Genomic DNA, 26,854 nt, shown 5'->3' with positions numbered 1-26,854 from the left:
GCGTCGTCGTAGTCGCCCGCATCGCCACCATCCCGCTCATCGCCGAGCGACTACGCGGAAACCGTCCCGGCTTGCGCGTACTCGTCGCCGGACTCCTCATCGCCGCCGTCGCCGCGGCGATCGTCAGTGTGAAGGCCGTGATCGGACACTGACCCGTCGTCGCGGGAACGTATCCAGCCGGAAGCCCACCGATCTACTGCCGAAGTGACGTCGGCCCGTGACCGTTCTATAGAGGAGGTTGTGAGCGGATCAACGGGATTTCCTGTCAGTCTTGACAGCTCCGTTCAGCCGCGGACAGTGCCGTGAGCCGGCAGATCCGCTCATACGCGTGCTGGCACGAGCCGCTATCCGGCGGGTAAAGTGAGTGCGCAGAGCCACTGGGCAGGGGCCGATCTGAGAGATTCGAGATGGCCACCACCAAACCCCGCCGACCGAAACGCGGCAGCGATGCCAGCCGGCTGCAGAGCCATGTTCGTGAACCGAGATGTCCCCGCTGCGAGGAATTGAATCGCCACGAGGCGACCGCGGTCGACGCTCCAGCTTCGATCACGACAGGCGATGCGCTGTCAGGTTGCGCCGCAAGTGAATTGGCAACTCCGAACGAGGTTGCGAGATACCTGCGAACCACCGTCGGAAAGCTCGCCAATGACCGGTGCGTCGGCGTTGGGCCTCCCTACGTAAAGTATGGCCGTCGAGTCCTGTATCCGTGGGACTCCTTACGGGCCTTCATAAAAGAGCGCACGATAGGCGGGCAGTAGCCGCCACTTACAGGCTACTCAGCAACCATTCAGCAATCACATTCCGGCTGTAGTGCGTGTCTGGATTTCCAACACTCTTCGCCGGATGTCATAGCCCGATAGCCGAAAGCCGAGCCCTATCGGACTGAAGTCGACGAGCGATGAAGGGAGCCGATAGAGCGTGTCGCAAATAGAGCTGGCTGCTGGAGTCCCCGGGAAGTTCAGCGAGCCGAAGTGGAATGCCGCGCGCCGACGTTTCCAGGTCCACTGCCTGATAGGCGAACCGTACGGCGAACCGTCAAAACTCCACGCCTCCGGAGAAACCAAGCCGAAGGCCCGCGCAAATCTCAAACTTCGCATCGCCGAATGGAAGCCAAGGGCCGAATCGCTCGGTGCGTACAGCTCGGATGTCACCGTCGAAGAATTGTGCCAGGTGTGGCTTCACCGCTATGAACGCGACCCTACGAAGCGCCCCCAGAACGCCAAACACTACCGACGGGAGATCTATCCCGCGACAAAGGGACACGGCGACAAGGACAAGATTACGATCTCGGGTTCGGTGCTGGGGAAGATGAAGGCGTTGGAGACCAGGCCATTCCATGTCCGGATTCACCTCGAGCAGATGAACGGGACCTCGTACAAGCAGAGCAGGCAGAAGTCGATCCTCCGCAACGCTTTTCAGCTATTGGTCGACGATGGGCTCCGCGACGACAATCCGGTGACCAGCGTGGCAGGAAACAAGGGCACCCGCACGAAGGGGACCAACAAGAGCGCGCGCGGAGGTACCACTTCCCACCCGTACTTTTCGGACGAACCCCGGCCATTCACTACTAGCGAGATGAATTCGTATTGGGAGGCGGAGCGTGATTACTTCCCTCGCCCCAACGCTAGCCGTTGGTTCGAACAGCGGTACATGGATTTCACGCTCCTGGCATATGAACTCGCTGCGCGTCCCAGCGAAGCGCTTGCTGTGCGGCTCGATGAGGACGTCGACTACGACCGGTGCGAGGTCACGGTCGCGGGAACCATCATCGATTCCGAGCTCCGCGTGCATCAGGTGAAGAGCGTCGTCGACCGATACAGCCTCATGGACGACGAGATCGTCTACCCCCGTGGCTGGCCAGACCATGCGGACGAGGATGTGGTGTGCATCGCGTATCGGCAGCCGTTCACCAAGACAGCGAAGTCGATGAGGACGATCAAAGTCGGGCCGGAATGCATGGCGATGTTGCGGCGCCGAAGGATCGGAGCGTCGCCGGGCCACCGACTGGTCATCCCGTCGCGAACCGGGAAAGTGGTGAGGTCGGAGCAGATGTCGTTGACGTGGAGCAAAATCGTGAAGGGAACCGGCCTGCAATGGTCCACCCCGCGAACACTGCGCTCCACGCGCGCGACCCGCGTCGCGGAAAAGTACGGCCTCCCCGCTGCTCGGCTGATCCTCGGGCATGAGGTGGATTCTCCTATCACGGCGCGGCACTACGTTCCTGACGAGCGTCAGGTTGTCGACTTGGCTGATGCGCGGTGAGGTCCGGGAAAGGGCCGAGCAATCGAATCACAGATGTAGACCATGAGATGCGGCAGTCCTTACTCCGCCGACCAAGGGTGCAGGTAGGCCTTTCTCAGTATATAGCGTTAGATGCGCATATCTATATTTCAACAAGGATTTCCGCCCGAGCGGAAGGGTTCGCGAGGGGCACGTCGGCGGCTCGGACACGACCGGCGGCTCTGTCAGTTAACAACAACTGGCCGGATCGGCGGCCGACCCGGTGCGCGCCCCTTCTTGCCGCACCATTCCGCGCAATCGTTGCTGGCGGGGGCCTCTCGCGGACTCACAGGGCCTCACCGCACGGCAGAGCCTGGCAAAATTTCGGCTTCCGCGGTCACTGACCGAACAATGCCCGAAGTGTTTCGCGCCACATCGACATCAGCGGTCGGCCGGTGTTGGATCGATGCACGGTTCGTTGCCAGGCATCGCCTCTCATGTACTACTCCAGCGAAACCCACGTCCATTGGGGGACCAGTGAACCTCGATCTCGACTGCCCCCAGTGTGGGCGCATCGACATGGTCCAGAGCGTGCCCGCCGCGATATCGGAGGGGACCCACTGTGGCTACAGCACAGGCGTCCACTCCGGTCTGGGAATCGGGGCGTCTGGTCTCGTCCCTGTTATCGGAACGTCCGTCCTCGAGTTCAGCCAAACGTCCTCGCTCGCCCGCAGTCTGGCGTGGCGGCCGGCACTGCCGACAAGTGGCGGACACCCCCTGCTCGCCTGTGTCCTCTCGTTGTTCTTCGTTCTGTCGTTCGCCCCGGGCAGCATCGCGATCTCGATGGAACCTCTCGACGGGGGCCCGATCCAGATTGCGGTTTCGCTGTTCGGGCTCTTTATCATTCCCATCCTGCTGTCCATTCCGTTGTTCGCCATGATGTCCGCGGCGATCAAACGAGGCCGGCGAGCGGCGAAAGTTGCTGCGGGAAGCCCACGCCCTTGCTATCTGGCAGCGGGCCTACTACTGCCATCGCTGCGGCACCGCCTTCTGGGCCCAGCCAACGCTCCCCGAGGTGCCGTACAGGACTCCTCTCGCGCCAGGAAATTTCCGGTGGTACGTATGGAACGCGGGCGGCTACGCCAAGCTCTGACCGCGGAAACCGGGCGCGGAACCGACATTGTTCGCTGAACTGGACCCCGTTGCGCCGTTTGGATCTGCAATCTCGCCGGGTTTCGAAGACGAGGGTTGAGCCCGCCGAACGGATTCGGGGATGGTGCGACGCGCCGCCCGTGTGATCGCCAGAAGATGCCGCACGTGTTTGTTGGTCACGCCGAGCAGATCGGCGATCTGATCTTCGGTCTCGCCCAGGTCTCTGATCGCTGCGACGGCTCGAGCCTGCTGATCACGCCACTGACTGACTTCTATCTCGTGCTCGGCCTCGATCTGTTCGATCTGCCTGCGCAATTCGTTGATCCGGTGATCGCGTGCCGCAAGGCAATCATCGATTGATCCTGCGGCCACGAGATAGGCCGTGGTTGCTTCGATGATATCGACCTCGCGACGTTGCGCTTGGTCGCGACGGACCTTCATCAGGTCACGGACTCGGTCCAAGTGTTGACGCACCTCGGGGGCCCGCCTGGAACGACGTGGCTTGCTTGTGGGCATCTCAGGCTCCTGAGATCGGCCCCGATCAGCGGCTCTTCCATTTTCAGGCTACGCCCGCTGAGGACCGGTTGCATGATCAGCCCCGAAGCGCTCGCTCCGTCACGCATTCGCGTCCAACCACATTGACATTCCGAGCTGAGCCAACGGAATAGCTTTGCGGCTCACCACTTTCCAGCGGGCCCCTGCGGGAGTTCGGCGGCAAGGAGCCGCTCATGACCGAAACCATAGTCACCGATTCAATCTCGCGACCATTCCGTGTGACCGGCGAGGGCCGTCGACCTCAACCGGCCACTGGGCTCCACTCATCCGGAGCATGTGCAGACCCTCGCCCCAGTAGATCGAGGAGCCCCGGCGATGACTGACCCCGAGCTACTGACGCGCTCCGACCTACCCGCCTCCCGAAAGGTCCCGCTCATGACGACTACGAATTCACCCGTTGCCTCACTCCCCCAGCAGGTTCGACGCGCTCCGCTGGATCGTCAGACAGGGGTTGTAACTACGGTCACCTCAGTGTTGGCCGGGGAGCAAAAGATCGCCATCGATGTGGTCGGGGCGGGAACCGGTGAGGCGAGGGTCGTCGCGCGGTGGGGGCGGACCGCGATGACGTTCACTTCTGCCGAGCAGGTGCAGCGGATGCTGGGTTTGTTCGGTTTGGCGCGTCAGGCGATGGTCGGCGTGTGCGAGCGAGTGCCTTTGCCGGTCGTGGAGGAACCAGTGTCGGATGTGGCCGTGCTCGCGGCGATCACGTGGACATATACCCCGTCCGGGGCGGCGTCGGTGGAACGGATGTACCACCTTGGCATGCGACGGACCATCAGCTACGTGGCGCTCACCGTCCGGCCCATCACCTTCCACATCCTCGACCGGGCCGGTCTCGACAGCGCGAGCAAAGCGCTGATTCGCGCTCACCAGCTCGCCGTCACGGTCTACCCCGAGGGTCATCGCTTCGCCGAAGATCCGAATTCGACCGCCTGGATGCGTACGAATCGTCGCCGGTTGAAGTCGGTCGGTGGTGGGTGGTCGCACCGCTGATCCGAGCGAACGTTGCCGAAGAGCCGCATGGTCGCTGACTCATCGATCCATGTGCGCGCAGCCCGCGCATCCATGCCTCGAACAGAGATGAGCCAACGTGTCATCTGCAGAGTCGCAACCGCGAATAGCTTTGCCACCCAACGAGATCACGACTGCAGCGGATTCCGCCGTATTGCTCCCGGCGGAGTCCGCCGGCCAACAGGACAACCCGTTCGCTGAGGACGATGTTGTGAGTGCTGCGCAAATCGTCGTGAGTTACCTCTGGAGCACCGAGTACGAGGAGTCCGACGGCGGCTCGCCGAGCTACATCATGCAGCAACTCCGCACTCTCGCACGCTGGCTCACGACCCGCGGTGGCTGATCGGCGAGCCGCCGACAGCACCATAGCCGCCCTCGATACGAGGGGTCCTTCCGTTGCACGCCAAGGCATTCCACTACGCCGCCACGGCTGCAGTGACTGCCTCTTAATGAAGGAGAATTTTGTGTCTTCGATGTCTTGTGTTCGTCATGCAGAACTGGGCGACTTGGTCGCGCTGTTGCGCCGGCAACAAGCCGCCAAGGTGGATTTGGTCGTGCCCGCCTCGGTATTGCGGGCGTCCGATGGATTGTTGGAGATCGCCGGTGCGGGGCCGGTGGTCGATGAGCACGGTGTGACGCTCGTCGACGGTACCTATCGTCCGACGGCGGCCGCGGATTCTCAGTTGGCGACGAAGCTGAAAATCCCGGTCGGGTATCTCAAATGGTTGCGTGAGCAGCAGCGCACCGACCTCTACGATCACAACGTCAACGGCCTGCTCCACGAGCCCGAGGAACCGGCCTCGCCCGACCAGCTCGAGGACCGGTCGTTTCTGTTGCGGTTGTTCTCCTCGGGCGCCGCAGGCGAACCAGGGGTGTTGCGGGCGTTCCTGTCGGATCGGTACGGGATCATCGACAACCTCGACGTGCTGACCGCGGTGCTCGACGGCATCACCGCCGCGGACTCCGATGTCGAGGTGCGTTCGTGTGATCTGACGGAGTCGTCGATGCACTGCAAGGTGTTCTCGCCGAAAGTCTCCGCGATCGCGCCGACCTTTCTGGCCAACTACCGCAACCCGTTCGCCAACCCCGAACTCGAGACCGAACGTCGCCGGGTCGCAGGCAATCTGGATCGGTGGCGAGGCGTCGCGGCGCGGACGGGGCAAGGTTACCGACGCGGTGCGGAGCCAGTGGTGTTCGCCGGTTTCCGGTTCTCCAATTCCGAGATCGGCCACCACGCGGTGACATTGAAGCCCGAGATCGTGGTGCAGGTGTGCGGGAACGGGCTCACACTTCCACTGTTCTCCTACACCAAGCGCCATCTGGGCGACAAGCTCGACATCGGGACCGTGGGTGCGTGGTCACAGGACACCTACCGCAAACGGTTGGCGGTCATCACCGCCGAAACTCGCGACAAGGTCGCCGAGTGGTTGTCTCCGGAGTTCCTCGCCGCACGGGTCGACGAGCTCGAAAACCACGCGGCCACGCCGGTGCGTCAACCGGACAAGACCATCGAGGTCGTCGCGAAGCGCTTGGGATTCAGTGAGGGTGAACGGGCGGGGATCTTGGCGCATTTCGTCGCCGCCGGTCAGCTCACCGCCGCAGGCATCGCCAACGCGGTCACCAGTTTCTCGCAGACGATCCCCGACGCCGACCGAGCCGACACTCTCGACGACCTCGCTCTGCAGGCGATGACCCTCGTCTAGCGACAGATCGACGAACCTTTCGTACCCGCACGCGGGCACGGTCCGTCAGTTGCCCATGCCCGCAACAATTCTCAGGAGGACCATCCACATGGCCGATTCGTTGACCCGTTCCGAGTTCGACCTGGCGGTTCATCTCGGGACCGCCGGGTCTGTGGGCGCGCTGAAATCCTCGACCATCGAGGCTTGGCGTGCGAACGACCCGAGCTGGAAGGGCAAGCACTGGGCTTACACCGAGCCGGACGACCGGGGCGCCCACCGACTGCACCCGATCAACATCTCCCCTCGCACCAAATCCACCGATTGACGGCCACTCCCCTACACCCATCACACGCCGGCACCGATGGCTCGAGCTTGTCAGGTGCCGCCCTTTCCCGAGGACAGGTGACACTTCTATGACGACTGATGTCGAACCCCTCCACTCCGACGATGCTCCAACCGATGCCACTCCCGCTGACGGGTCACCCGCCGGTGTGGAGCAGGGCGTCATCGACGTCGCCGCGCCCGCACCCAACGGTGGTATTCCGGGCGGTGCCGTGGCTGTGTTCAGGGATCCGCACGACCTCGTCATCGACAAAAACGTGCGAGAGACATTCAAGCTCGATGACTTCCCCGAGCTGGCCGACTCGATCGCCGAACACGGTGTGCTCACGCCGATCATCGCCTACGGCTACCCGGATTCGCCGACGGTCCAGGTCCGTGACGGGCAGTTGCGAACGCTCACCGCGATCGAGCTCGGTATCGCGCAGGTCCCGGTCTGGTTGATCCCACCCGATGACAACGTCGGCGACAAGGATGTCGAGATCTCGCGGATCCTGGAACAGATCACCGTCAACGACCGGCGGATCGCGCTCACCGACGGCGACCGTGCTGCGGGGATCGCGCTGGCCCTGGACCTCGGCGCCTCGGTCACCAGGGTAGGAAAAGCGTTGCAGACCAAACGCGAGCAGATCAAGCAGGCCGGGAAGGTCGGTTCCTCGGCCACCGCCCGCAAAGTCCTCGACGACGGCCAACTCGACATCGAGCAAGCCGCCGTCCTGGCCGAGTACGAGAACCTCGGCGACACCGAGGCGGTGAATCAATTGCTCGAAACGCGCCGCGGACAGTTCACCTATCAAGCACATTTGATCGCCAACGACCGCGCCGACCGCCGCGCCTACTTCGAAGCCGCTCTACCATGGGCCGAAGCCGGGTTCGAGGTGCTCGTCGACTACCCCGACGACACCGGGCCCGAGTCCCTCCTCGTCCATGTGAACGACCTGGTCGACGCGAATGGCGATCAGGTCGACGTCGATCGACTTGGCGCCGAGCACGGCTGGATCGTGTGGATCGAGCCCACGAGCGCACCGGTGATCGTCGAACATGACACCGGCGCCGTCGTCGACGAGACCACCGTCGATTGGGACACCGAAAACGATCCCGACCGCGAACCCGCTCCGGGTTTGCGCCATGCACGCGAGGTCACCCGCCACAGCGGTTGGGAGGCCGACTACTTCCTGCCGACGGACAGGCTCGACGACGCCGGTCTGCGTCTGCGCAGCCACCTCCCCGTCGACAGCGATCCCCTCTACGACGGAGCAGATCAAGAGACCGACGACGTCGCAGCCCGCGAGGAACTCGCGGCGCGACGAGCCGAAGCAGAGGCCGACGCTGCTGTGCGTCGCGAGCAGGAACGCCAGGCGACCCGCCGGGTGCGCGAACTGAACAAACAAGGTGTGGCCGCGATGGAAGTCCGTCGCGAGTTCCTCACCCGCCTGCTCGCCCGAAAGACCCCACCGCCAGAAGCGGCCAAGTTCGTCGCCGAAGCGCTGGTCGCCGAGCCGACTCTGCTCGATGAATACAACGCCTTCGAAACCGCGGCTGAGCTGCTCGGCGGCAAGGGGACCTGGCGGCGTGACCTGCTGCAGGTGGTCGAGGCTGCCAAACCGGCCCGCTGCCAGGTCATCGTGCTGGGGCTCGTCCTCGGCGCCCACGAGAAGCGAGTCGGTAAGGACTCCTGGCGCCACACCGACCCCAGCCTGGGACGCTACTTGCGTTTCCTCCAGCAGGTCGGCCACGAACTCGTTCCCGTCGAACTCGCCACCATCGGCGAACTCGACTCCGAACACATCGACATCGACACTCCCAACACCGAATCCGAGGCCGCGTGAGAGCCCGAATCAGAGCGGCGGTTCGGACCAGTAGCCGGTGTCACGTCCGTAGTTCGGTGTGGTGAACGCTTTCTCCCACACTGCATCCGGTGCGATCAACTCCCGCCAGGTGTCGACCTCCACATACATCACCCTCATCGAGTTCAGCGAACCGTGGTGGAGCGCCGGACCGTCAGTGCTGACCGCGTCCTCTGCGACCGCCACGGCGAAGTTGTGTTCGAGGGCAGACCGAACGGTGGCTTCCACGCACACGTTGGTCTGCAACCCCGCCACGATCAGCCGCTCGGCCCGCATATTTCGTAACAGCGGGGCGAGTTCGGTGTAGGTGAAGAAGCTGGGGCGGGTTTTGTCCAGCACCAGATCCCCCGCCTGCGGAGCGACTTCGTCCATGATCTCGGTTCGCCACCTGCTGTCCTCAGCAGCGAGCTCGGGCAGATTAATCGCACGGCGTCGGAAATGTTCGCCGGCACGTGGGTTCGCCGCCAGCAGTCCCGCCGAGCTGGGCACCGACCGTGAGTAGATCACCGGAATCCCGACTGTTCGTGCGGCCGCGAGCAACTGCGCGCATTCCTCGACCACCTGAGAGAGTCGCCAGATCGGCGGCCAGCCCAGCACATCGCGGACATCGTTGCGCAAATACGCGTTCTGCATATCGATCATCAGCAGCACCGTGCCGTGCGAACCCATCCTCGCCCCTTGCTCGACGGCGTGCGTCATGGCGCGGTGCACCGTGCGGCATCGGCCCAACCATCACCACGAACCCATCCTCCGCGAGGCTACCGCGCTGCCTGCCCACCGCATCGTCTCGTGAACCGTCGAAAGGAAATTCACCATGGGAACCGATCCACCGCCCGACGACGCCGTCACCGGTGTGGAGGATATCGGCCGCGACCCTGTCGGTGTGCGGGTCGACAGCGCCGGAAGTTTGATCGCGGCGCTACCGGCGTTGCTCGGCTTCGTGCCGCACCGTTCCCTCGTAGCGGCACTGGTCTCGAACGAGAACTCGCCCGGCGGCGAGGTCCAGCGGATGATTCGAGCGGTCGTGCGATTCGACATCGATGCGATCACCGAATCCGCGTCCGTTCAGGAGTCGGTAGAACTTCTGAAATCGGTGCACCAGAGCGAAGACATCACCTCCACGATGATCGTGGTCGTCGACGACCGGTCGACCGCGACCGAAACCGCGCAGCACGCGGTGCGGTTGCTTCGCGCAGCTGCTATCGACCTGACGCATGCGTGGCTGGTTCCTTCGATCACCGCCGAGGCCCGATACCGCGACCTGCTGAACATGACCAGACGGGGAGCGGTGCCCGATCCACGCACATCGCCTGTGACTTTCGCGCAGGTCCTACACGGAACTCAGATCTACGGCTCCCGCGAGGAACTGGCAGGACTGATCTCTCCCGATTCCGACCTGGCCGACCACGTGGGTGCGCGCCTCAGCGCTGCGGCCGAGTTCTATCGACAGTGCCTCGATGACGCGGTCCGGACCGACGATGTTCTGGCCCATCGCCGAACCCTGGTCAACTGGGTGCTCACCCAGATCGACCGGTCCACCGAAAGCATTCTGGCTGCAGCCGATTTGGCATCCCTGGTGGTAGTTCTGCGTGACGTGTTCGTCCGCGACATCGCGTTCGGACTCGCGGCGACCCCGTACGCCGCTGCCGCGGAACGGTTGTGGGTGCGGGTGGCCCGCGCGAGCCGCGGCAGCGATCGCGCCAACACGGCTGTCTTGTGCGGCTACAGCGCCTACTACCGCGGCGACACCGTCACCGCCGCGATCTTCCTCGACGCCGCCCTCAACGCCGACGCGTCACATCCGATGGCAGTGCTGCTGGACACCGCAGTACGCAACGGAATCCCCCCGGACCGAATCCGCGAGCTCGCCGTTCTTGGTTGCGAAATCGCCACAGAACTCGGACTCGACACCAAGCTCTCGTAACCATCGTCCGGCGCCGATCCACCCTCGCCTGCAACTGCCCACTTGCCCGCAAACAGTCTCATGGCCCAGCCGGGGCCGAGCTCAGCACCCGAGGAGATCAACCATGGCCGCAGACACAACTCTCACTGTTATCGGAAACCTCACCGCGCCACCGGAATTGCGGTACACCCCTGCCGGAACGCCCGTCGCGAACTTCACCGTAGCCTCCACACCGCGGAAGTTCGACCCGAACGTCAACGAATGGAAGGACGGCGAAGCGCTGTTCCTGCGCTGCGTCGCCTGGCGTGACCTCGCCGAGAACACGACCGAGAGCCTGACCAGAGGGTCCCGCGTGATCGTCAGCGGGCGACTCAAGCAGCATTCGTACACCACACGCGAGGGTGAGAAGCGTCAGGTGGTCGAACTCGAGGTGGACGAGGTCGGGCCGTCGTTGCGTTATGCCACGGCGACAGTCGTTCGCACCGGGCGGCGCGCCGACGGCGGCGCGGATAACGGGTTCGGGCACCGAGATACCGCTGCCCGAACCACCTCCACCGATGCTGTCGCTGCCGCGACCACGGAGGGGTCCGACCCGTGGGCTTCGGCTACGCCAGCGCGTGACAGCGGGGGGTGGAGCGAACCGGCGCTGGCCGGTGCGGGTGTCGACGCGGGTGGCTTCCAGGCACCGCCGCTCTGACGGACCGCGATCGCGAGCTTCATGTCGAGGCGAGGAGTTGGTAGGTCGGGGCCCCAGTCCGGGGCGGACCCAGCCGCTCGAGGGCTACCAGGCCAGCGTTCGCCGCGGCAACGTGCCCACGCCCGGCGCAAACGAATTCCCCGCGCCCTTCCCAGCCGGCCCCACCGGTTTGGCAGGTGCGCGCGGAAAATTCGCCCGCGCACGCCCCGGTGTGTTCCCGCTGCCGCGTCGCCCGCTGTCCTGGTGGGACGCCCTCGGCTGGGCCCACCCCGGCCCGGCACCCCTATTTCGCGAAAGGCGTTGCTGTTCCAGCGCGCCCGGGGGCCGTCCCCTTCTCACCCCTAGTCAGGAGCTCCGTCATGTCCGTTCCCGTCACAGACTCCTCCCCCAGGACCGAAATCACCGAAACCATCCGTACCTGTGTACCGGGACTCGAGTTCCACGAGCTCGCCCCGTCCTCCCACCGCATTGCCGTACCGGAGTTCGGATCGGGCTCCGACACCGCCACCGAAGCGACGGTGGACGTCCCCGTCCCAGGCACCCGCGCGTTCCTCGATGCGATTGCCGCAGTCGAGGTCCTGTTCACCACCGACCGGCGCGCCGCGACCGCCGCGTTCCGGCCCGCACTCGAGCTGGCGACCGACGCCGACTGGGACCTGCTCGACTTCATGGTCGAATGCTTCACCCTCTACCCGCGCGAGTCCGCGCTGCTGCGGTTGCGGGCACGATGGTCCGCCGGTGACGACCTCGAGCGCGAACGCCTGGTTCGGCTCGTGCCCGACACCGACCCGTGCTTGCATTCGCACGCCGACGACGCCATGGCCCACCTCCTCGAGACCCGCGCCAAAGCCAACCAGACCTCGGTCGGTGACGAATTCGCCAAGCTCCACGCCCAGCTCGCCGCAGCAGAGATGCCGCGTCAGTCGATCCGGGTCTGGCGTAACCCGCTGCCGCGCTTGACGATACCCGCCTCACGCCGTGTCGACGCCTCCCGTCTCACCCCGCACCAGATCCGGGCGCGCGTCGCCGCGCGCGGTAAGCGCCGCCACGCGCAACCGGAACCCGACGTGGTCACCGACTACATCACCGAAGCGTTGTTCGTCGACACCGAGATCGACCCACACACACGCCACGCTCGGCGCATCGCCGAACTCGTCGCCCGCGGCGTCCAGTTCACCGGCACCACCGCAGACGCGTCCCCCGCGCGGCGTCGCCACGCCGGTACCTCCAAATCTGCTGAACTCGCCAAGGCGATGTGGGACCACGACTACTGCGCCTTCGTCGCCGCCCAACACGACTACGACCGCGCTCTGGCCGGTGAACGGGTCAAGTCGCACGACGACTCGCTGGTATGGGCCGAGCGACGCACCCGATTGGGTGCCCGCTCAGACCGACGCGAGGGTTTCCTGTTCCAGGGCAACGGACTCGACGACTTCGAGACCGCGATGGAGAACGTGCGCGGGTGGCGGTGTGTGTCCTGCTTCATCGAACGCTGCCACACCGACCAACGTCCCATCCACGCCCGCGACGGAGTCCTGCGCTCCGATGACGGGCTGTGCGCTCACTGCCGTGCCGACAACGCCACCGGCCTGCCCGCACTCGCCGACGAGTTCACCGTCGAAGGCCTCGCCCGCACCTACTGCGACTACTTCGTCACCCACTACCGTTCCGCGGCATCGGCACTCATCCTCGAGGTCCGCCGCCGCGCACCGGAATGGCTCGTCCGGGTCCTCGACCAGTTCTTGATGTCGCATCCCGACCTGCCGGGTGCCCCCGCCTACGACGACGACGGCAACCTCGTGACCAACGAGCCCACTGCCGCGGCGACCTCCGTCGATTCCCCGCGCCGACGGACTCGTCCCAAGCTGCCGCCCGGGCAACACCCCGGCCGGTGCGAGGCGTGCACACGGTACGTGCCCGTCCACGACGACGGATTCTGCACCGAATGCCGAGTCCACCTCGGCCTGCACCAACCCGACAAGCGTCACCTCGTCCCCGCCTGACGAATCCTGCGGCTTCCGCAACCGGTTGGGGCATTGGTCATTCCGGTGCTCCCAACCGGTCCTCACCGAATCGAGGAGCTCACCGATGTTCCATCGTTCCCGCCACGCCTGGGTGCGTTGCTCGTTCATCCGACATCTCTCACGCCATCGTGCCGCGCCGGTGACGGTCACGGTCTACCTGTCCACCCACCCCCACTCGATGCTCCATGGCTACCGCCCCGGCGACACCATGGTCCTGGCCGACCGGTTTTTGCTCCACAAATCCGAGCCCCGCGCTGGCGACGACGCGCTTCTCGAGCGGATCTTCGACGCGCTCAACGATCATCCCCACCCCGCCGATGCCCAGCACAGCCGCCGCTGGTATCGACGAGGCAACCGGTCGTTATCAGTCGGCGACGTCGTCGCCGTCGAAGATCGCGACTACGCCTGTGCCGCGATCGGGTGGCGTCGTGTCCCCCACCACGCTGAGTACTGGCACCATGCTGAACACACCCAAGAGCATCCGCCAGCCGCGCTCGAGCAACAACCGCTGCCGCCCGTGGACCGGTCCCGCTCCTGGCACGTCGGTGTGCGTGCTGCGCGCGGGATTGCAGCGGTCGCGCAGAGTGGCGATCTATGTCGCACTGTGCGCGACCGCCACATCGCTTCAATGCTCGCTTTCCGCCTCACCCACCGCCCATGTGGCCACCCCTACGTGCAACTCACACCCCAAGCAGCTACTTTCCACCTTCCCTCCCCTTTACCTCCCTTTCTCCGCTTTTGAACGAGCAGACATCTGGCATCTCGGATACCGATCCGATAACGCCCGTGCCGACAAGTTGTCGATAGTTGTCCATCGTTGCCTTCAGTTGTCGAACCGATTTAATTACCGCTTGCGGCAGGGGAATTCGTCGGTGCTTCATTGAGGCATGGTTGCGACTATTCATCGAGTCGCCGCAGGAAACGGCTACCAATATTATCTGCGTCAAACCGCCGCCAACGACAGAACTGCTCGCGGGCGGTCGTCGCTGTCGCAGTACTACTCCGATCATGGTGAAGCACCCGGACGTTGGCACGGCACCGGACTGACCGCCCTCGGCCTCGTCGCTGGTGCGGAAGTGACCGAAGAGCAGATGAAGTCGCTGTTCGGGCAGGGCGTTCATCCGAACGCCGAGCAGATCAAGACCGAGGTCTACGCACGCCAGATCGCGCTGGGCGCCAACGACCGCGACGCCACCCGCGCGGCCGAGAAAGCAACCAAATTAGGCAACAAATTCTCCGTTTACAAGGTTCGTTCGGAGTATCGAACGCGCTGTTCCTCAGCCTACCGTGCGCACAATACAGAACGGAATATCGAGCCCACTGCCGCGATTCCCGACGACGAACGTGCACGCATTCGCACACACGTGGCGACCGAAATGTTCACCGACGAGTACGGTCGTGCACCTTTGAACGCACGAGAGTTGTCGGGGTGGGTCGCCAAGAACTCGCGCGTCAACCAGGCCGCGCTAGCAGGTCTCGAGATCACTTTCTCCCCGGTGAAGAGTGTGTCGGTGCTGTGGGCGTTGGCACCACCGGATATGGCGCGGCGGTTAGAGGCTGCCCACCAGCGCGCGATCCGTGATGCGTTGGCGTGGTTGGAGCGCAACGCCGTGTTCACCCGACTCGGCCGCAACGGCGTCCGCCACGTCGAGGTCGAGGGGATCGTCGCCGCTTGCTTTACCCATCGTGACAGCCGCGCAGGCGATCCCGACCTGCACACTCACGTCCTGGTCGCCAACAAGGTCCGCACCGTGGACGGGAAATGGCGCACGATCGACTCCCGGCTGTTGCATGAAGCGGCCGTCACGGTCTCAGAGATCTATGACTCCCGCCTCGAGCACTACCTCGAACTCGCCCTCGGTCTGCAGTTCGAAACCCGTCCCGATCGCGAGGTCCATCATGTCCCGATCCGCGAAGTCATCGGTGTCCCGGTGGAACTGATCCATGCCTGGTCGCAGCGAGGTACCGCGATCACTGCGCGCCTGGACCAACTCACCGCCGATTTCCAGGCGATCTTCGGCCGCGAACCCACCCCGGAAGAGGTCTACGGTCTGGCCGATCGGGCGACCTTGGATACCCGTCCGGCCAAACACCTTCCGCAATCGCATACCCAGCAACGGAAAAACTGGCTGGCCCAGGCCACCGCGGTGCTCGGTGGCCGTGAGCCGGTGGAGACGGTGGTGATGCACGCGGTGTCGGTGCCGCCGATACCGCGCCCGGACCCGGACACGGCATTTATCGCCGCGACAGCCGAGCGGGCGCTGGCCGCTGTATCGGAGAGGCGTTCGACGTGGCGGCCGTTCAATCTGCGGGCCGAGGTCGAACGCCAGCTTCGCGGGCGGATCAGCCCGGTCGACTGGGGCTGGGTTCCCGACGACGTCGTCGTCGCCGCGCTCTCGCCGCGGTCTACGGTCGCGCGTGGTGATCCCGACCTCACCGAGGAACCGGTGCTGCGGGCGGTGCCGGCCTGGTTGCGCCGCCGTGACGGCACCCCGGTTCACGTTCGTCCGAACTCCCAGATCTACACCACCGAAACCACTCTCGACGTCGAAGCCGCGCTCATCGAACTCTCGATCGAGCCCGGCGCCCGCACCCTGGACCCCGAGTTGCTGGGCCGCGCGGTCACCGACTACAACACCACCCATCCCGATCGGCCGCTCAACGCCGGCCAAGTCGGTGTCATCTCGTCCTTCGCCACGTCCGGGTTGCGGGTGCATACGGCCAACGCTCCGGCCGGGACCGGCAAGACCACCGCGATGCAAGTCCTCACCAGCGCATGGCATTCCAGCGGCGGCACCGTCCTCGGGATGGCGCCCACCGCCGCGGCGGCCGCGGTGCTCGGGGAGTCGATCGGCACCCGCGCCGAGACCGTCGACAAGCTCCTCGACGTCATCAACCGCCACACCGTCCACCCGGATTCGCCCACGATCGTGCGGGATCATCCGCCGTCGTTGCCGCAATGGGTCCTCGATATCGACGACGCGACGTTGGTGATCGTCGACGAACACGTCAAACTCGGCAACACCAAACGCCTGCAGCTGCTGCGGTTCCTGTCCCGACGCGGGGCCACCGTGCGCTGCATCGGCGACGACCGGCAATTGCCCGCGATCGATGCCGGTGGCGCCGACGTCGACATGAGCGCCGCCTCCCCCGAACAAACCGTGACGCTGTCGCACGTCGTCCGGTTCGCCTCCACCGGGGAAGCAACGGCGTCGATCGGGCTGCGTGAGGGCGACCCGGCCGCGTTGGCGTGGTATCTGGACAACGGCCGTATCCACGCCGGGCACACCGGATCGGTCTACGAGGACACCTACACCGCGTGGGCCGCTGACAACCTCGCCGGTCGCGACGCGGTCATGTTGGCACCGACCCACGAGGTCGTGACCGCGCTCAACGCACGCGCCCGCGCCGACAGACTCCGCAGGAGCGGCACGAAACCGGAGGCGGAAGTGGTCCTCGCCGACGGTCTTTGCGGCTCGGTCGGTGACACCGTGCGCACCCGACGCAACAACCCGAAGCTCCGTTTCGGCCAGACGGATTGGGTTCGCAACGGCTACTCCTGGACCATCACCGGCGTCCACGAGGACGGTTCGCTGACGGTGTCGCATCGACGCGGCGGCACCGACACCCACACAACTGTCCGGCTTCCGGCCGAGTACGTGCGCGTCCACGTGCATCTCGGGTACGCCGCGACGATCGATTCCGCGCAGGGAATCACCGCCGATGCCTGCCATGTCGCGTTGTCCGGGCGCGAATCCCGCCAACAGTTCTACGTCGCGATGACCCGCGGGATCCACGCCAACCACGCCTACGTCGTCACCGCGCTCGATGGCGCCGAAGGCTCGATCTACACCGAACCCGCCGTCTACCCACGCACCGCGGTGGAAGTTCTGCAACGCGTCCTGGCGCGCGACGGGGCACAGAAATCCGCGCACACACAACTTCGTGACGCCCTCGACCCCGCGTTGCGCATCGGGCGGGCGGTCGATATCTACCTCGACACCCTCGGCCTGGCCGCCGAACACGCCCTCGGCAGCGACCGTCTCACCGAACTAGACCACGCCGCCGACACCATCCACCCCGACCTGACCGACAGCCCCGCCTACCCGGTCCTGCGTCAACACCTGGCCCTGATCGCCCTCACCGGCGCCGACCCCGTCGCCGCGCTCCGCGCCGCCGCGAGCGAACGGGAACTCGACACCGCCGATGACCCGGCCGCGGTGCTGGACTGGCGACTGGACCCGTCCGGTGCCCATTCCGCCGGCACCGGACCATTGGCCTGGACGCCTGGACTACCCGACGGTGTCACCGATCAGGGCCTCGCCGAACCTGTTCGGGCCCGTGAACGGATCGTGGCCGCGCTTGCCGACCAAATCCGTGACACCGTACGAGGTTGGACGCCGGGCACCGCACCCGCGTGGGCGCGTCCCCTGCTGGGAACCGATCCCGCGTTGTTGGGTGAGCTCGCGGTGTGGCGGGCCGGGCTCGGTGTCCCCGACACCGACATCCGGCCCACCGGAGCGGACCGCTACACCGCCCTCGAACGCCTGCACCAGAAGCGTCTGCAACAACGCGTCATCGCCGCCTACGGTGACCCCGCGCAGCCACACAACCGGTGGGCCGACGTCGTCGACACCATCGACTCCCGAATCAGCACCGACACCTTGTGGCCGGTCGTTGCCGACAAAATCGACCTCGCCGACCGCGCCGGACTCGACGTCACCACCCTGCTCACCGACGCCGCCGCACAGCGACCCTTGCCCGATGAGATGCCCGCCGCGGCACTGTGGGCGCGCCTGGAACTGGAACCCTCAGCCCTCGACACCGCCGGCACCGACCCCCTGCGACCCGACTGGCTGCCCGACCTCGAAGCCGTCCTGGGCACCGACATGGCCGAACAACTCACCACCGAACCCGCATGGCCCCGGGTCGTCGCCGCCGTCGAACGCGCCACCCGTACCTGGTCCCCCCGCGATCTACTCTTCACCGCTCACGAACTACTTCAAGGCGCCCAACCCGACGACGCCGCACCGCTGCGCCCCGATCAACTCGCCGCCGCACTGGCCTGGCGCATTGACGCACTGCACCTCCACACCCCGACCCCGACACCGACACCACCGGACCGGCGCCCAGAAACGACAGCGGCTGAACCGATCACACCGGATCTCGACAGCGAGCCCCCTACCAGCGCCCCAACCATCGCGCCGCCCAAGCCCGAAGCCGAAGCCGCTTTCGGCACCGCCGCTATCAGCGAACCCCGCACGGACAAGCTCCCCACCGATATCGACCGCATCGCCACATTGTTCGCGAACGGGCGGGTCGCCGACGCTGTCGCTGCGTTCCGAACCTTCAACACCGGGCTGTCCGACGATGAACGGGCAATTCTCACCGCCGTCTCGGAAACCCTCTACCAGTACAGCTTCCCCGTCGCGCGAGCCCGACTCCGCTGGGCCGCCCAACAGTTCCCACAACACCAGGCGCTGATCCAGGCCTGCACACCCACGACAGATCCACGAACCTTCCGCCGTGACACCGAACCCGACCACGACCGACCCCAACCCGTCTACAACCACCGCGAACGCTTCGACCCCACCATCACACCGACTGATTTCGACCCGATCCACGCCGCAGGCAACGACATCGTCGACACCTACCTAGCCGACCCCGAAACACTCGACAGCCGCGATCCGACGCCGACGAGCAGCACCCGAGCAGCAGCGGGTGAATATTCGATCGACTACGACCTGGCCGCCATACCCGCCATCGTTGGCCTCCCGTGTGTCGATTGCAGCATCGAACGTCCCGGCAACGCGACCGCTCCCGTGCACCCAAGAATCTCCGACGACGGCCTGTGCCACAACTGCCGCGACAACGAACGCCCCGGCATCCCCGAACACAACCCCGCAGAACACCTCACCGCACGATGCACCCACATCACCCAAACCCACCCCGCCCCAGCGGCAATGGCGATGCTGCGCCGCGACTGGCGCACACTCGATCCAGCCGGGCGCAGCCTCATCGAGCAATGGCTCACCGACAACCCGCTCACTCAACAACCGATCCCGGTCCTCGCCCCGCTGCAACGTCTCTCCGATCGCGAGCTCGCCGAGGCGATCGACGGACTTACCCAACGGCTCACCAACATCGCGACCGAAGCCGAATTCTTCGCCCCGATTCGGCATGACGACTTCGCCACTATGCCCGACCCCGCCGTGGCCGAACACCGGCAAACCGCCGAGAACGCGCAACTGGCCGCACGCAAGCACGCCCATGAGCTCGACACCGCTATCCGAGCGCTCCACGCCACCGCGGGCGCACTCGGCAGCGCGCGAGAAGAACTCGACGCCCTGCCAATGACGCGCCGCCGCCAGCGCAAGACCCTGCAGGAACACATCAACACCTTGGTCCGCGAACACCGCGAGCACAGCGAAACGCACGAGCAGATCCGAAACGCCGCGCGGGCAGCAAACCGTCACGCCAACGAACTACTCGCCCGCGCCGAACGCACCGCCGCCGAGGACGAAAGCCGCCGGCTCGCAGACCAAAACCACGCAGCCGACACCGCCGCCAACGAACGAGAACAAGCAACCGCGGCACTACAGAACGGCCTGGGCGCCGAACTCGCCGACCACCGGGCAGAACAACAGAGACGACAACGACTGCCACACCCACAACGACAACACGAGGAACGCGCACGGGCCGAACTGAACACAACAGCGGAGGATTTCACCCCAGACGAGTACACCTACCCCGACGGGAACAAGCCGAGTCCAGAAACTGGCCTCGGCCGCTGACCACGCAACGTGGGATCCGAATGTCGGCTATATCCATACGAACGCCAGCTACTCCTTGCTCACCCCCGCCAGACGCATGACCCGCAACCGCGCATCCTGGCCCGGCAATATGCGCCTTGGCCCGAACTTACAGGGCCGAGTCACCGTGGGGCGCTCGTGATCCTCCAACAATCGCACACGATCTCGGAACCAGCCGCAGGAGATGACACGGTGCCACCTGCGATATCTCTGATCTTGTCGACGAGCGCACGGACTATTTTCTCGTCCTTGAAGAGTTCGCCGTTGCTGCCGTGATAGTGGCGCCGAGCCTCCACGAATAGGCAGGTGCGCAGCTCGTGCAGGTCGCTGGTCAACACGTCGGCCTGTTCCCACCGAAGCCACATTCGGTCGCGGATTTCGCTGCGCTCGCCGTGGTCTTCGTTGAACGCAGGGCAGGAGGTGACCGTGAGGGCAAACGTGATGAACTCGATGTCATCGGCGTCGTTGGCAGGCACGGGATGGCCGATGGTCGTCATATCGCGCAGTATTTCATGCGATCTGGCTTCGATCTCCATGTGCGTCGATTACAGCCGTTGGTCGCGCGAACCGCGCAGATGGAGTTCTCAGTCGCTGTGGGCAGCGGCTGGGCTGCAGGGACGAAATGCAGCCCTAACCGGCGACCACCCGGACGTCGCTTCGAACGGCATTCACGCTAGCTCCCGGTCGGGTTTCTACTGCCGCATGGTCCACTCCGGGCGACTTTGGCGACGCCGCCCGGAGATGTAGGCGTAGTGATGGTGTAGGCCAGCAGTGTGCTCCGGGGACTGCCATGATGGGCTCCATGACTGACCGAACTCAGGTGCTGTATGCCATCGTGACCGGCGCACCGCCAGCTGGCACGGTAAATGAGCTGGTCAGCCTTGCCCAGGCTGACGGCTGGGACGTACGCGTCGTCGCCTCGCCTAACGGTGTCCGCTTCCTCGATACCGACGCCTTGGAGGCGCAGACCGGTCATCCGGTGCGCTGGGAATTCAAACAGCCGGGAACCGAGGACGTGCTGCCTCCTGCTGACGCGATCATCGCAGCACCGCTGACGGCGAATTCGATGGCGAAATGGGCAGCCGGTATCGGTGACACGCTGCCGCTGACTCTGTTGGTAGAAGCCGTCGGAGGAGGGCTGCCCGTCGTAGCGATCCCACACGCAAAACAGGCGCTGATGAACTACCCGGCAGTGCGTGAGGCGCACGAGCGACTGGCGAGCTGGGGTGTGCGATTCGTCCGCATTTCCGGCGATGGTGAAACCGGCCCGTTTCCCTGGACGAATGCGCTGAGCATGCTGGGTGAACCGCTGGCCGCTGCAGGGTCCGCTACCGTCTGCCAGAATCGGTGAACATGGCTGAGACACGGGCAGGGCTGATCATCTGGGATGTGGACGGCACGCTGATTCCGGCCGATCTGCGCTGGCTGCGGCGAGCAGTAGCTCGCACCTACGACATCGAAGAGTCGGCCGTCGTATTCCCTGGGGCGCGGATCCACGGCTACACCGACGAATCCATCGTCGTAGACACGGCCGTCGCTTCGGGCGTTGCTAGTGAGACCGCCGAAGAAGGATTCAGCCGGTACGCCGAGGTGCTGATGCAGGTGATGAGGCAGGGAGAGGCTGAGCTCGCCCGAGACCAGGCAGCGTATCCAGGTGCCGTGGAAACGATCGCTGCGTTGGCCGAGCACGGGTACATCCAGACTGCGCTCACCGGGAACCTGCGTGTTTCGGCTGAGTTCAAACTGACTGTGGCGGGCCTGGACTCGCACCTCGACCTCGATGTCGGCGCCTTCGGTTCCGACGCGCGCGACCGGTTCGATTTGCCAGGGTTCGTCTCCGACCGCTATCAGGCGAAGTACCGACAACCCATCGAGCCTGCGCGAACTGTCATCATCGGCGACGCGCCGAATGACATCGCTACCGCGCGGCACGCCGGATTCGGAGTTGTCGCGGTGGCCCACCGGATTACCTCCGAGGAGCTGCGGGAGCACTCGCCGGACGCGGTCGTGGACCGGCTGGATCCCGACGAGGTTCTCGAGGCTATCCGTTCGGCACAGACGATCCGATCAGTTGCAAAGCTCGATCGTTAGGCGGAAACCTCGCCCACGCGCTCCATCAACGCGAGGACCGGCTTCTCGTTCTGCCAGGGAGCCATCCTCTCGAGTGCGCGTTGTGCACGTTCGAGTCCACGGCGATTGCCCATCGTGGCCAGGTCCTCGTAGGTATCGCCGAGTACCCGGCATCCCTCGTCCAATTCTCCTGCTAGCGCGTACGCGCTAGCGAGGTCGACGCGTGCTGCCAGGGCAACGTTGGGGCTGTCCATCTCGGGCGATTCCAGCGCGGCGGCAAGAGCGGTGACAGCGCGTTTCGGTTGGCCGAGGAGGAGCTGGCAGGTGCCGACGTAGACCTGAATTCGGGTGCTGTTCCAGTCGCTGAACAGGCCGGAGCGGTTGTCTTCATCGATGCTTTCCGCGGCGCGCTGCGCGCGAACCAACGCTTCCTCGCATTCATCCCGCAGGTCGAGCACCGCGTATGCCTGCGCCTGCTCGGCTCCGATTCGTGCTCGCGCCGCAGGTGGCAGGAAGGCGGCGAGGCCGGCTGCCTCATTGAGTACCCGGAGGCCGATGACCACGTCGCCGTCCGAACTGATCAGCGTCGCGGCATCCGAACGGAGGTTGCTCTCGAAGATTCGCGCGATCCCGCCCAACGTCTTGTCTTGGAGCTGGTCGGCGAGCTTGCGGGCGAACGCGGCATGTGTGAGGGCCATCGACCGGTCTCCGATGGCGCTCCAGACCCGGCTCGCTACAACGGATGTCTCGCCCAGCAGCGCCCCCGCTCGCCGTTTGATCACATCGTCAGTCGCAGCTCGAAACAACGATGCGACGGCATCTCGGTGAGCCTCGATCGGGCCGATGAGCGCATCGGGTGCCAAACTTTGGCGCTGACCGGCCAGCAGATCGGTCACGGTCGCGAAACTGCTGAGACAACCCGGTGCAGCCCGCGTTCGCATCAGTGCTGAAGACTCGTCCGCGTCGAACGCATCGATTGCTGGGTGATCGGTCCCGCTCAGCACTGAGCTGCTGGTCGGTGTGAAGTCGATTATCGGCGTGGAATAGTCCTTTTCCGCGGCTGGCGGGAGTTCCGATCTCACCAATGCTGATTCGAGGGGCGTGCCCGGGTCAGCGATGGACACACCGGTGTTCGAATCATTCTGGCTTCTACGTGCAGCTTTCGGGTGACGTGCTCGCCAGGCGGCTTCGCCTTCGGCCACGGTCTGCTCGAACCGTTCCCGGTCTTCCGGCGTGGCGCGTTGGGCGTAGGTGGTGTCCAGGATCGCTTGGGTCTGCGCACGGAGCTTGACTGCGCTAAGTCCCGACTTCCAATTGCTGACCGTGGTGGTTTCGACGCCGAGCATTGTGGCGAACTGCCGGATCGGTTGTCGCATCGCCTCTTGCAACACGGCAGCTTCGAAGCCGGTCCATGCCCGCGCTCGTATCATGCGGCCCCCTATTTTCCCGCTCCTGAACTGGGAAATGCCTACGGTACGCCAACACTACGCCAACACTGTGCGGTTCCTCCCAACACCGCTGGCGGGCCACGATTTTCACCAGGAGCCCGTTCCCAGGGAAGTCGAAGCACCACCGCCCGATCTGACTTCCCTCACCGTTGAAGACAACCATCAGGGAGGCCGCGCATGAACGATAGCAACGAGCCGAACTCACCCCAGTCCGCGGCGAGGCAGGCCGAGCTGCGCGAGTCGGCCGGCGCCCTTGCCGGGACCGCGGTCCCTCGCGGATTCGACCGCTCACTGCCGACCCTTACCCGGCAGCTCGACGCGATGACAGCTGCCGGATGGTTGACCGGCGTGACCGAACCGTTCGGGGAGTTCCGATGACACCGACCAACACGAGGGTGCAGCCATTCACCGAGTCTCCCCGCAGCCGGTCCGAGTTCTACCGCCGCATCTGTTCGTTGCCGACCGTGGTCGACCCGCAGACAGGGCGGATCACGATGACGGCCGGATCTCTTGTCGCGGCGGTGATGATGCCGACCGGACTGGCGCAGCAGGTCAAGAACAGCCTCGAAACGCGCGGGGTCACGCCGCTGTCGATCATCGGCCACCCCCGCGCAGGGATGTGGACGTTCCTGGTGCGAGCCGACATGCAGCCCATCGACGACCCCGGTGTCGTCGCCCAGTTGTGGCACGCCCGGGTGGTGGTTATCCGTGACGGACATATCGCCTTGCCCTCGCCGGTCCCGGACTCACAAGTAATCCGCACATGGATCTCGCCGGCAACCGGCACCTTCCGGCCTTCCGGCGAAGTGGTGATCGAATGCGCCCGAGCACTCCTACCCAAGGCTCGGCCATGACGCCCGACAGCAAACCGTCGCCGCGTCCCGATGAACCCGACGTCCGACTCTCGGTCCTGATATCCAGCGTCCGAATGGATTTCGCCGCCTGTGTAACCGCCGCGCTGGTGTTCGTCTGCGACGTGGCTGCCCACCGCCCCGGAACAGTGGCCGTCTATCCCGGCCGGTGCACCGGCTTGCCCCGCCTCCCGAACGAACGCCTCTACCTCCAGCCCTGACTCACGCCGTCACGGCCCCCTGACCAACTGAATGGCCTCCGCGCGTGACCCGGGCAGATATCCGCGACGTCTCCCCGGTCGTGGCCCGTGCCGAGGCGGCCCCGGAGTTGTTTCCCGGTAACTCCGGGGCCACCCCGAACCCACTCGAACCAAGGAACCCGAGCACCCGCACCGTCGGCGACGCGACGCTGATCAGCTCCATCGCCCGCGCCTGACACCCGACTCGACCACCCGAATACCTCGGGTTCTCACAACGGCTCGGCCACCTGGCCGGTGAGCCCCGAGGGTGGGGAAACCGCCCCCGGAGGCCGCCCCGGACCTCAGCGCCTCCGGGGGCGCTCCCCCACAACCATCGACAACGCCCGGTGGACTCACACCAAATACCTCAACCATCGAATGATATATGAAGGGTTAGATCATGCCCTACTCCAGCTGGTACGACGCGACCGACAACGCGGGCCTGGAAACGTTGCAGCGCAGCCTGATCGACATCGAGGCAGACACCAAATACCAGCGCAGTCACAACCCCGAGATCCTGCCCGGCCTCGTCCAGACCCTCGATTACGCCCGCACCATCCTGGCCACATGCACGACTGTCCTCGGGTTGCCCGACGACAGCGAGGCGACCGCGCAGGCGCGGATGCAGCGCCAGGCCGTGCTCGACGCACCCGGGCACCGCTTCCATATGCTCATCGGCGAGGCCGCGCTGCGGCGCGCCGTCGGCAGCCACGCGATCATGGCCGCCCAGATCCGCCAGCTCGGCGACATCCTCACCAGCCGCGACAACGTCGACATCGGCATCATCCCCCTCGACGCCGAATTCATCGGCCAGGCCGACAATTTCGTCATCCACGACGAATCCGGTGTCGCGATCGAGACCGTCACCGGGTCGGTCGAGAGCAGCGGCGCCGACGAGATCGCCCTCGCGCTGCGCACCTTCGACCTGCTCGTCGATCAAGCCCACTACGACGAGCACGCGCGTGCCCTGCTCGACCGCGCGCTGGCCGAGCACACCGGCCCCGGCATCTGAACCACCTGACCCGCTGCCGGGCCCCGACCCTCCACCACTAGGCCGTATCCCTCGTCACGGCCAAGGGACGGTCGGGGCCCGGCAGCCCCCTCGAGACCGGAGTTGGTCGACATGTCGAATCACGTTGTCGCGCTGCGATCCGATATACCCAGCACTGCCCGAGTCGGCAACACGCTGCTCGGCGGCAAGGACAACTACGAGGTCGATCGGCTCGTCGCAGCGAAGGTGAGCAAACGGTTCGTCGTCGCCCTGCGCGAGGGGCGACGGTTCCTGCTGCGCGCCGTGGACTACCTCACCAGCGAACACGCTGTGCACCAGTACGTCGAGCTCGGATGCGGCATTGCACTTCCTCCTGACATCGGTGATGCCGCCACAGACCGCGGCGAGTCAGCTCGCGTTCTCTACCTCGACCACGACATCTTGGCCGCCACTCATGCCCAGGCCATGCTCGCTAACAGCCCGGACCGACGCTTCGCACTGGTCGACATCACCGACACCGCCACCGTCCTCGACCAGATGACTGGGTTTCTCGATCTCGGTGCACCGCTCGCGGTCTGCTTGTCCGGCACCGCCGAACTGCTGGCCGAGGCCCCCAGGATGCTCGCGGAACTGACCACAGCGCTACCACCGGGCTGCTGGATCATTTTCAGCCACATCACCGATGACGTGTTCGGCGAGGACATCCGCAGGTCCGCCACTGAACTCGAGGGTCACGCCATCACCTACCAGCCACGCGACCGCGCCGCCCTGGCCGACATGCTCGCCCCGTACCTGCTGCTGCCACCCGGCCTCGTCGCACCCCATCGGTGGCGGCCCGAATTCGACAGCCGCGTCGGTCGGGGATTTCACCCCGTCGATCGGGAGCTGAGCGGCTACGCCGCTGTGGGTCATCTCCCGGGATAGGAGTCGATGCAGACAATCCGCGCGCGGAAGCGGTCTGCACCCCGACCGACCACGGACTCGCCGCGCATCAGCGCATTAGAAATCGCAAT

General features: G+C 65.2%; 22 protein-coding genes. 18 read left to right on the top strand and 4 right to left on the bottom strand.

Annotated elements, in window-relative coordinates; translation table 11 throughout:
* The first annotated feature begins 918 nt into the window (after positions 1 to 918).
* Positions 919 to 2,262, top strand: a complete 1,344-nt coding sequence (locus AB0I35_RS31515) for a hypothetical protein (RefSeq protein ID WP_357399965.1) — start codon at positions 919 to 921, stop codon at positions 2,260 to 2,262.
* A 1,095-nt stretch (positions 2,263 to 3,357) separates the two neighbouring features.
* Here the strand turns inward: AB0I35_RS31515 and AB0I35_RS31510 are convergent.
* On the bottom strand, positions 3,358 to 3,813 hold the full coding sequence (locus AB0I35_RS31510) for a hypothetical protein (RefSeq protein ID WP_357399964.1): 456 nt from the start codon (positions 3,811 to 3,813) through the stop codon (positions 3,358 to 3,360).
* A gap of 585 nt (positions 3,814 to 4,398) precedes the next feature.
* Here AB0I35_RS31510 and AB0I35_RS31505 point away from each other — a divergent pair.
* From AB0I35_RS31505 to AB0I35_RS31485, 5 genes are all read left to right on the top strand, one after another.
* The gene (locus tag AB0I35_RS31505) at positions 4,399 to 4,920 is read left to right on the top strand and encodes a hypothetical protein (RefSeq protein ID WP_357399963.1); all 522 of its coding nucleotides are present in this window, start codon (positions 4,399 to 4,401) and stop codon (positions 4,918 to 4,920) included.
* A gap of 229 nt (positions 4,921 to 5,149) precedes the next feature.
* Positions 5,150 to 5,281: a hypothetical protein gene (locus tag AB0I35_RS31500; protein WP_357399962.1), complete on the top strand. Its 132-nt coding sequence runs from the start codon at positions 5,150 to 5,152 to the stop codon at positions 5,279 to 5,281.
* A gap of 130 nt (positions 5,282 to 5,411) precedes the next feature.
* A complete protein-coding gene (locus AB0I35_RS31495) occupies positions 5,412 to 6,641 on the top strand; it encodes a hypothetical protein (RefSeq protein WP_357399967.1) in 1,230 nt (409 codons plus the stop codon).
* A gap of 88 nt (positions 6,642 to 6,729) precedes the next feature.
* The gene (locus tag AB0I35_RS31490; RefSeq protein ID WP_357399961.1) at positions 6,730 to 6,945 is read left to right on the top strand and encodes a hypothetical protein; all 216 of its coding nucleotides are present in this window, start codon (positions 6,730 to 6,732) and stop codon (positions 6,943 to 6,945) included.
* A gap of 88 nt (positions 6,946 to 7,033) precedes the next feature.
* A complete protein-coding gene (locus AB0I35_RS31485) occupies positions 7,034 to 8,788 on the top strand; it encodes a ParB/RepB/Spo0J family partition protein (protein ID WP_357399960.1) in 1,755 nt (584 codons plus the stop codon).
* Between the two features lie 9 nt (positions 8,789 to 8,797).
* Here AB0I35_RS31485 and AB0I35_RS31480 read toward each other — a convergent pair whose 3' ends face one another.
* The gene (locus AB0I35_RS31480) at positions 8,798 to 9,505 is read right to left on the bottom strand and encodes an isochorismatase family cysteine hydrolase (protein WP_357399959.1); all 708 of its coding nucleotides are present in this window, start codon (positions 9,503 to 9,505) and stop codon (positions 8,798 to 8,800) included.
* Positions 9,506 to 9,620: 115 nt separating this feature from the next.
* Between AB0I35_RS31480 and AB0I35_RS31475 the strand changes: the two genes are divergently transcribed.
* The 5 genes from AB0I35_RS31475 (at position 9,621) to mobF (ending at position 20,224) form a co-directional block, all read left to right on the top strand.
* Complete coding sequence (locus AB0I35_RS31475) at positions 9,621 to 10,730, top strand: DUF4192 domain-containing protein (RefSeq protein WP_357399958.1); 1,110 nt, start codon at positions 9,621 to 9,623, stop codon at positions 10,728 to 10,730.
* A 103-nt stretch (positions 10,731 to 10,833) separates the two neighbouring features.
* Positions 10,834 to 11,406 (top strand): single-stranded DNA-binding protein, encoded by a 573-nt coding sequence (locus AB0I35_RS31470; protein ID WP_357399957.1) that lies wholly within the window; start codon positions 10,834 to 10,836, stop codon positions 11,404 to 11,406.
* A gap of 359 nt (positions 11,407 to 11,765) precedes the next feature.
* Complete coding sequence (locus AB0I35_RS31465; RefSeq protein WP_357399956.1) at positions 11,766 to 13,409, top strand: hypothetical protein; 1,644 nt, start codon at positions 11,766 to 11,768, stop codon at positions 13,407 to 13,409.
* Between the two features lie 85 nt (positions 13,410 to 13,494).
* On the top strand, positions 13,495 to 14,172 hold the full coding sequence (locus AB0I35_RS31460) for a hypothetical protein (RefSeq protein ID WP_357399955.1): 678 nt from the start codon (positions 13,495 to 13,497) through the stop codon (positions 14,170 to 14,172).
* 145 nt (positions 14,173 to 14,317) lie between these two features.
* Entirely contained in the window at positions 14,318 to 20,224 is a 5,907-nt protein-coding gene (gene mobF / locus AB0I35_RS31455) for a MobF family relaxase (RefSeq protein ID WP_357399954.1), read from the top strand.
* A 140-nt stretch (positions 20,225 to 20,364) separates the two neighbouring features.
* Here mobF and AB0I35_RS31450 read toward each other — a convergent pair whose 3' ends face one another.
* A complete protein-coding gene (locus AB0I35_RS31450; RefSeq protein WP_357399953.1) occupies positions 20,365 to 20,778 on the bottom strand; it encodes a hypothetical protein in 414 nt (137 codons plus the stop codon).
* A gap of 266 nt (positions 20,779 to 21,044) precedes the next feature.
* On the opposite strand from AB0I35_RS31450, the gene AB0I35_RS31445 reads away from it, so the two are divergent.
* The gene (locus AB0I35_RS31445; RefSeq protein ID WP_357399952.1) at positions 21,045 to 21,593 is read left to right on the top strand and encodes a flavoprotein; all 549 of its coding nucleotides are present in this window, start codon (positions 21,045 to 21,047) and stop codon (positions 21,591 to 21,593) included.
* Positions 21,594 to 21,595: 2 nt separating this feature from the next.
* Positions 21,596 to 22,333: an HAD family hydrolase gene (locus AB0I35_RS31440; RefSeq protein ID WP_357399966.1), complete on the top strand. Its 738-nt coding sequence runs from the start codon at positions 21,596 to 21,598 to the stop codon at positions 22,331 to 22,333.
* Here the strand turns inward: AB0I35_RS31440 and AB0I35_RS31435 are convergent.
* Positions 22,330 to 23,688, bottom strand: a complete 1,359-nt coding sequence (locus AB0I35_RS31435; RefSeq protein WP_357399951.1) for a hypothetical protein — start codon at positions 23,686 to 23,688, stop codon at positions 22,330 to 22,332. The genes AB0I35_RS31440 and AB0I35_RS31435 overlap by 4 nt on opposite strands.
* 249 nt (positions 23,689 to 23,937) lie before the next feature.
* On the opposite strand from AB0I35_RS31435, the gene AB0I35_RS31430 reads away from it, so the two are divergent.
* The 5 genes from AB0I35_RS31430 (at position 23,938) to AB0I35_RS31410 (ending at position 26,765) form a co-directional block, all read left to right on the top strand.
* Entirely contained in the window at positions 23,938 to 24,138 is a 201-nt protein-coding gene (locus AB0I35_RS31430) for a hypothetical protein (RefSeq protein WP_357399950.1), read from the top strand.
* A complete protein-coding gene (locus tag AB0I35_RS31425) occupies positions 24,135 to 24,614 on the top strand; it encodes a DNA-directed RNA polymerase subunit beta (RefSeq protein WP_357399949.1) in 480 nt (159 codons plus the stop codon). Before AB0I35_RS31430 ends, AB0I35_RS31425 begins: the two co-directional genes overlap by 4 nt.
* Positions 24,615 to 24,876: 262 nt before the next feature.
* Positions 24,877 to 25,047 carry a hypothetical protein gene (locus tag AB0I35_RS31420; RefSeq protein ID WP_357399948.1) on the top strand — a complete coding sequence of 57 codons (171 nt, stop codon included), beginning with the start codon at positions 24,877 to 24,879 and terminating at the stop codon, positions 25,045 to 25,047.
* A 203-nt stretch (positions 25,048 to 25,250) separates the two neighbouring features.
* Positions 25,251 to 25,862, top strand: coding sequence for a DUF5753 domain-containing protein (locus AB0I35_RS31415; RefSeq protein WP_357399947.1), 612 nt, complete (start codon positions 25,251 to 25,253; stop codon positions 25,860 to 25,862).
* 111 nt (positions 25,863 to 25,973) lie between these two features.
* Positions 25,974 to 26,765, top strand: coding sequence for an SAM-dependent methyltransferase (locus tag AB0I35_RS31410; protein ID WP_357399946.1), 792 nt, complete (start codon positions 25,974 to 25,976; stop codon positions 26,763 to 26,765).
* The last annotated feature ends 89 nt before the right edge of the window (positions 26,766 to 26,854 follow it).

Origin of the sequence: Nocardia sp. NPDC050378 (genome assembly GCF_040655675.1) — a bacterium.
In the GTDB taxonomy this organism is placed as follows: Bacteria; Actinomycetota; Actinomycetes; order Mycobacteriales; family Mycobacteriaceae; genus Nocardia; species Nocardia coubleae.
The sequence above is the reverse complement of the archived record's forward strand: the minus strand, read 5'-3'. Positions and strand labels throughout refer to the sequence as shown.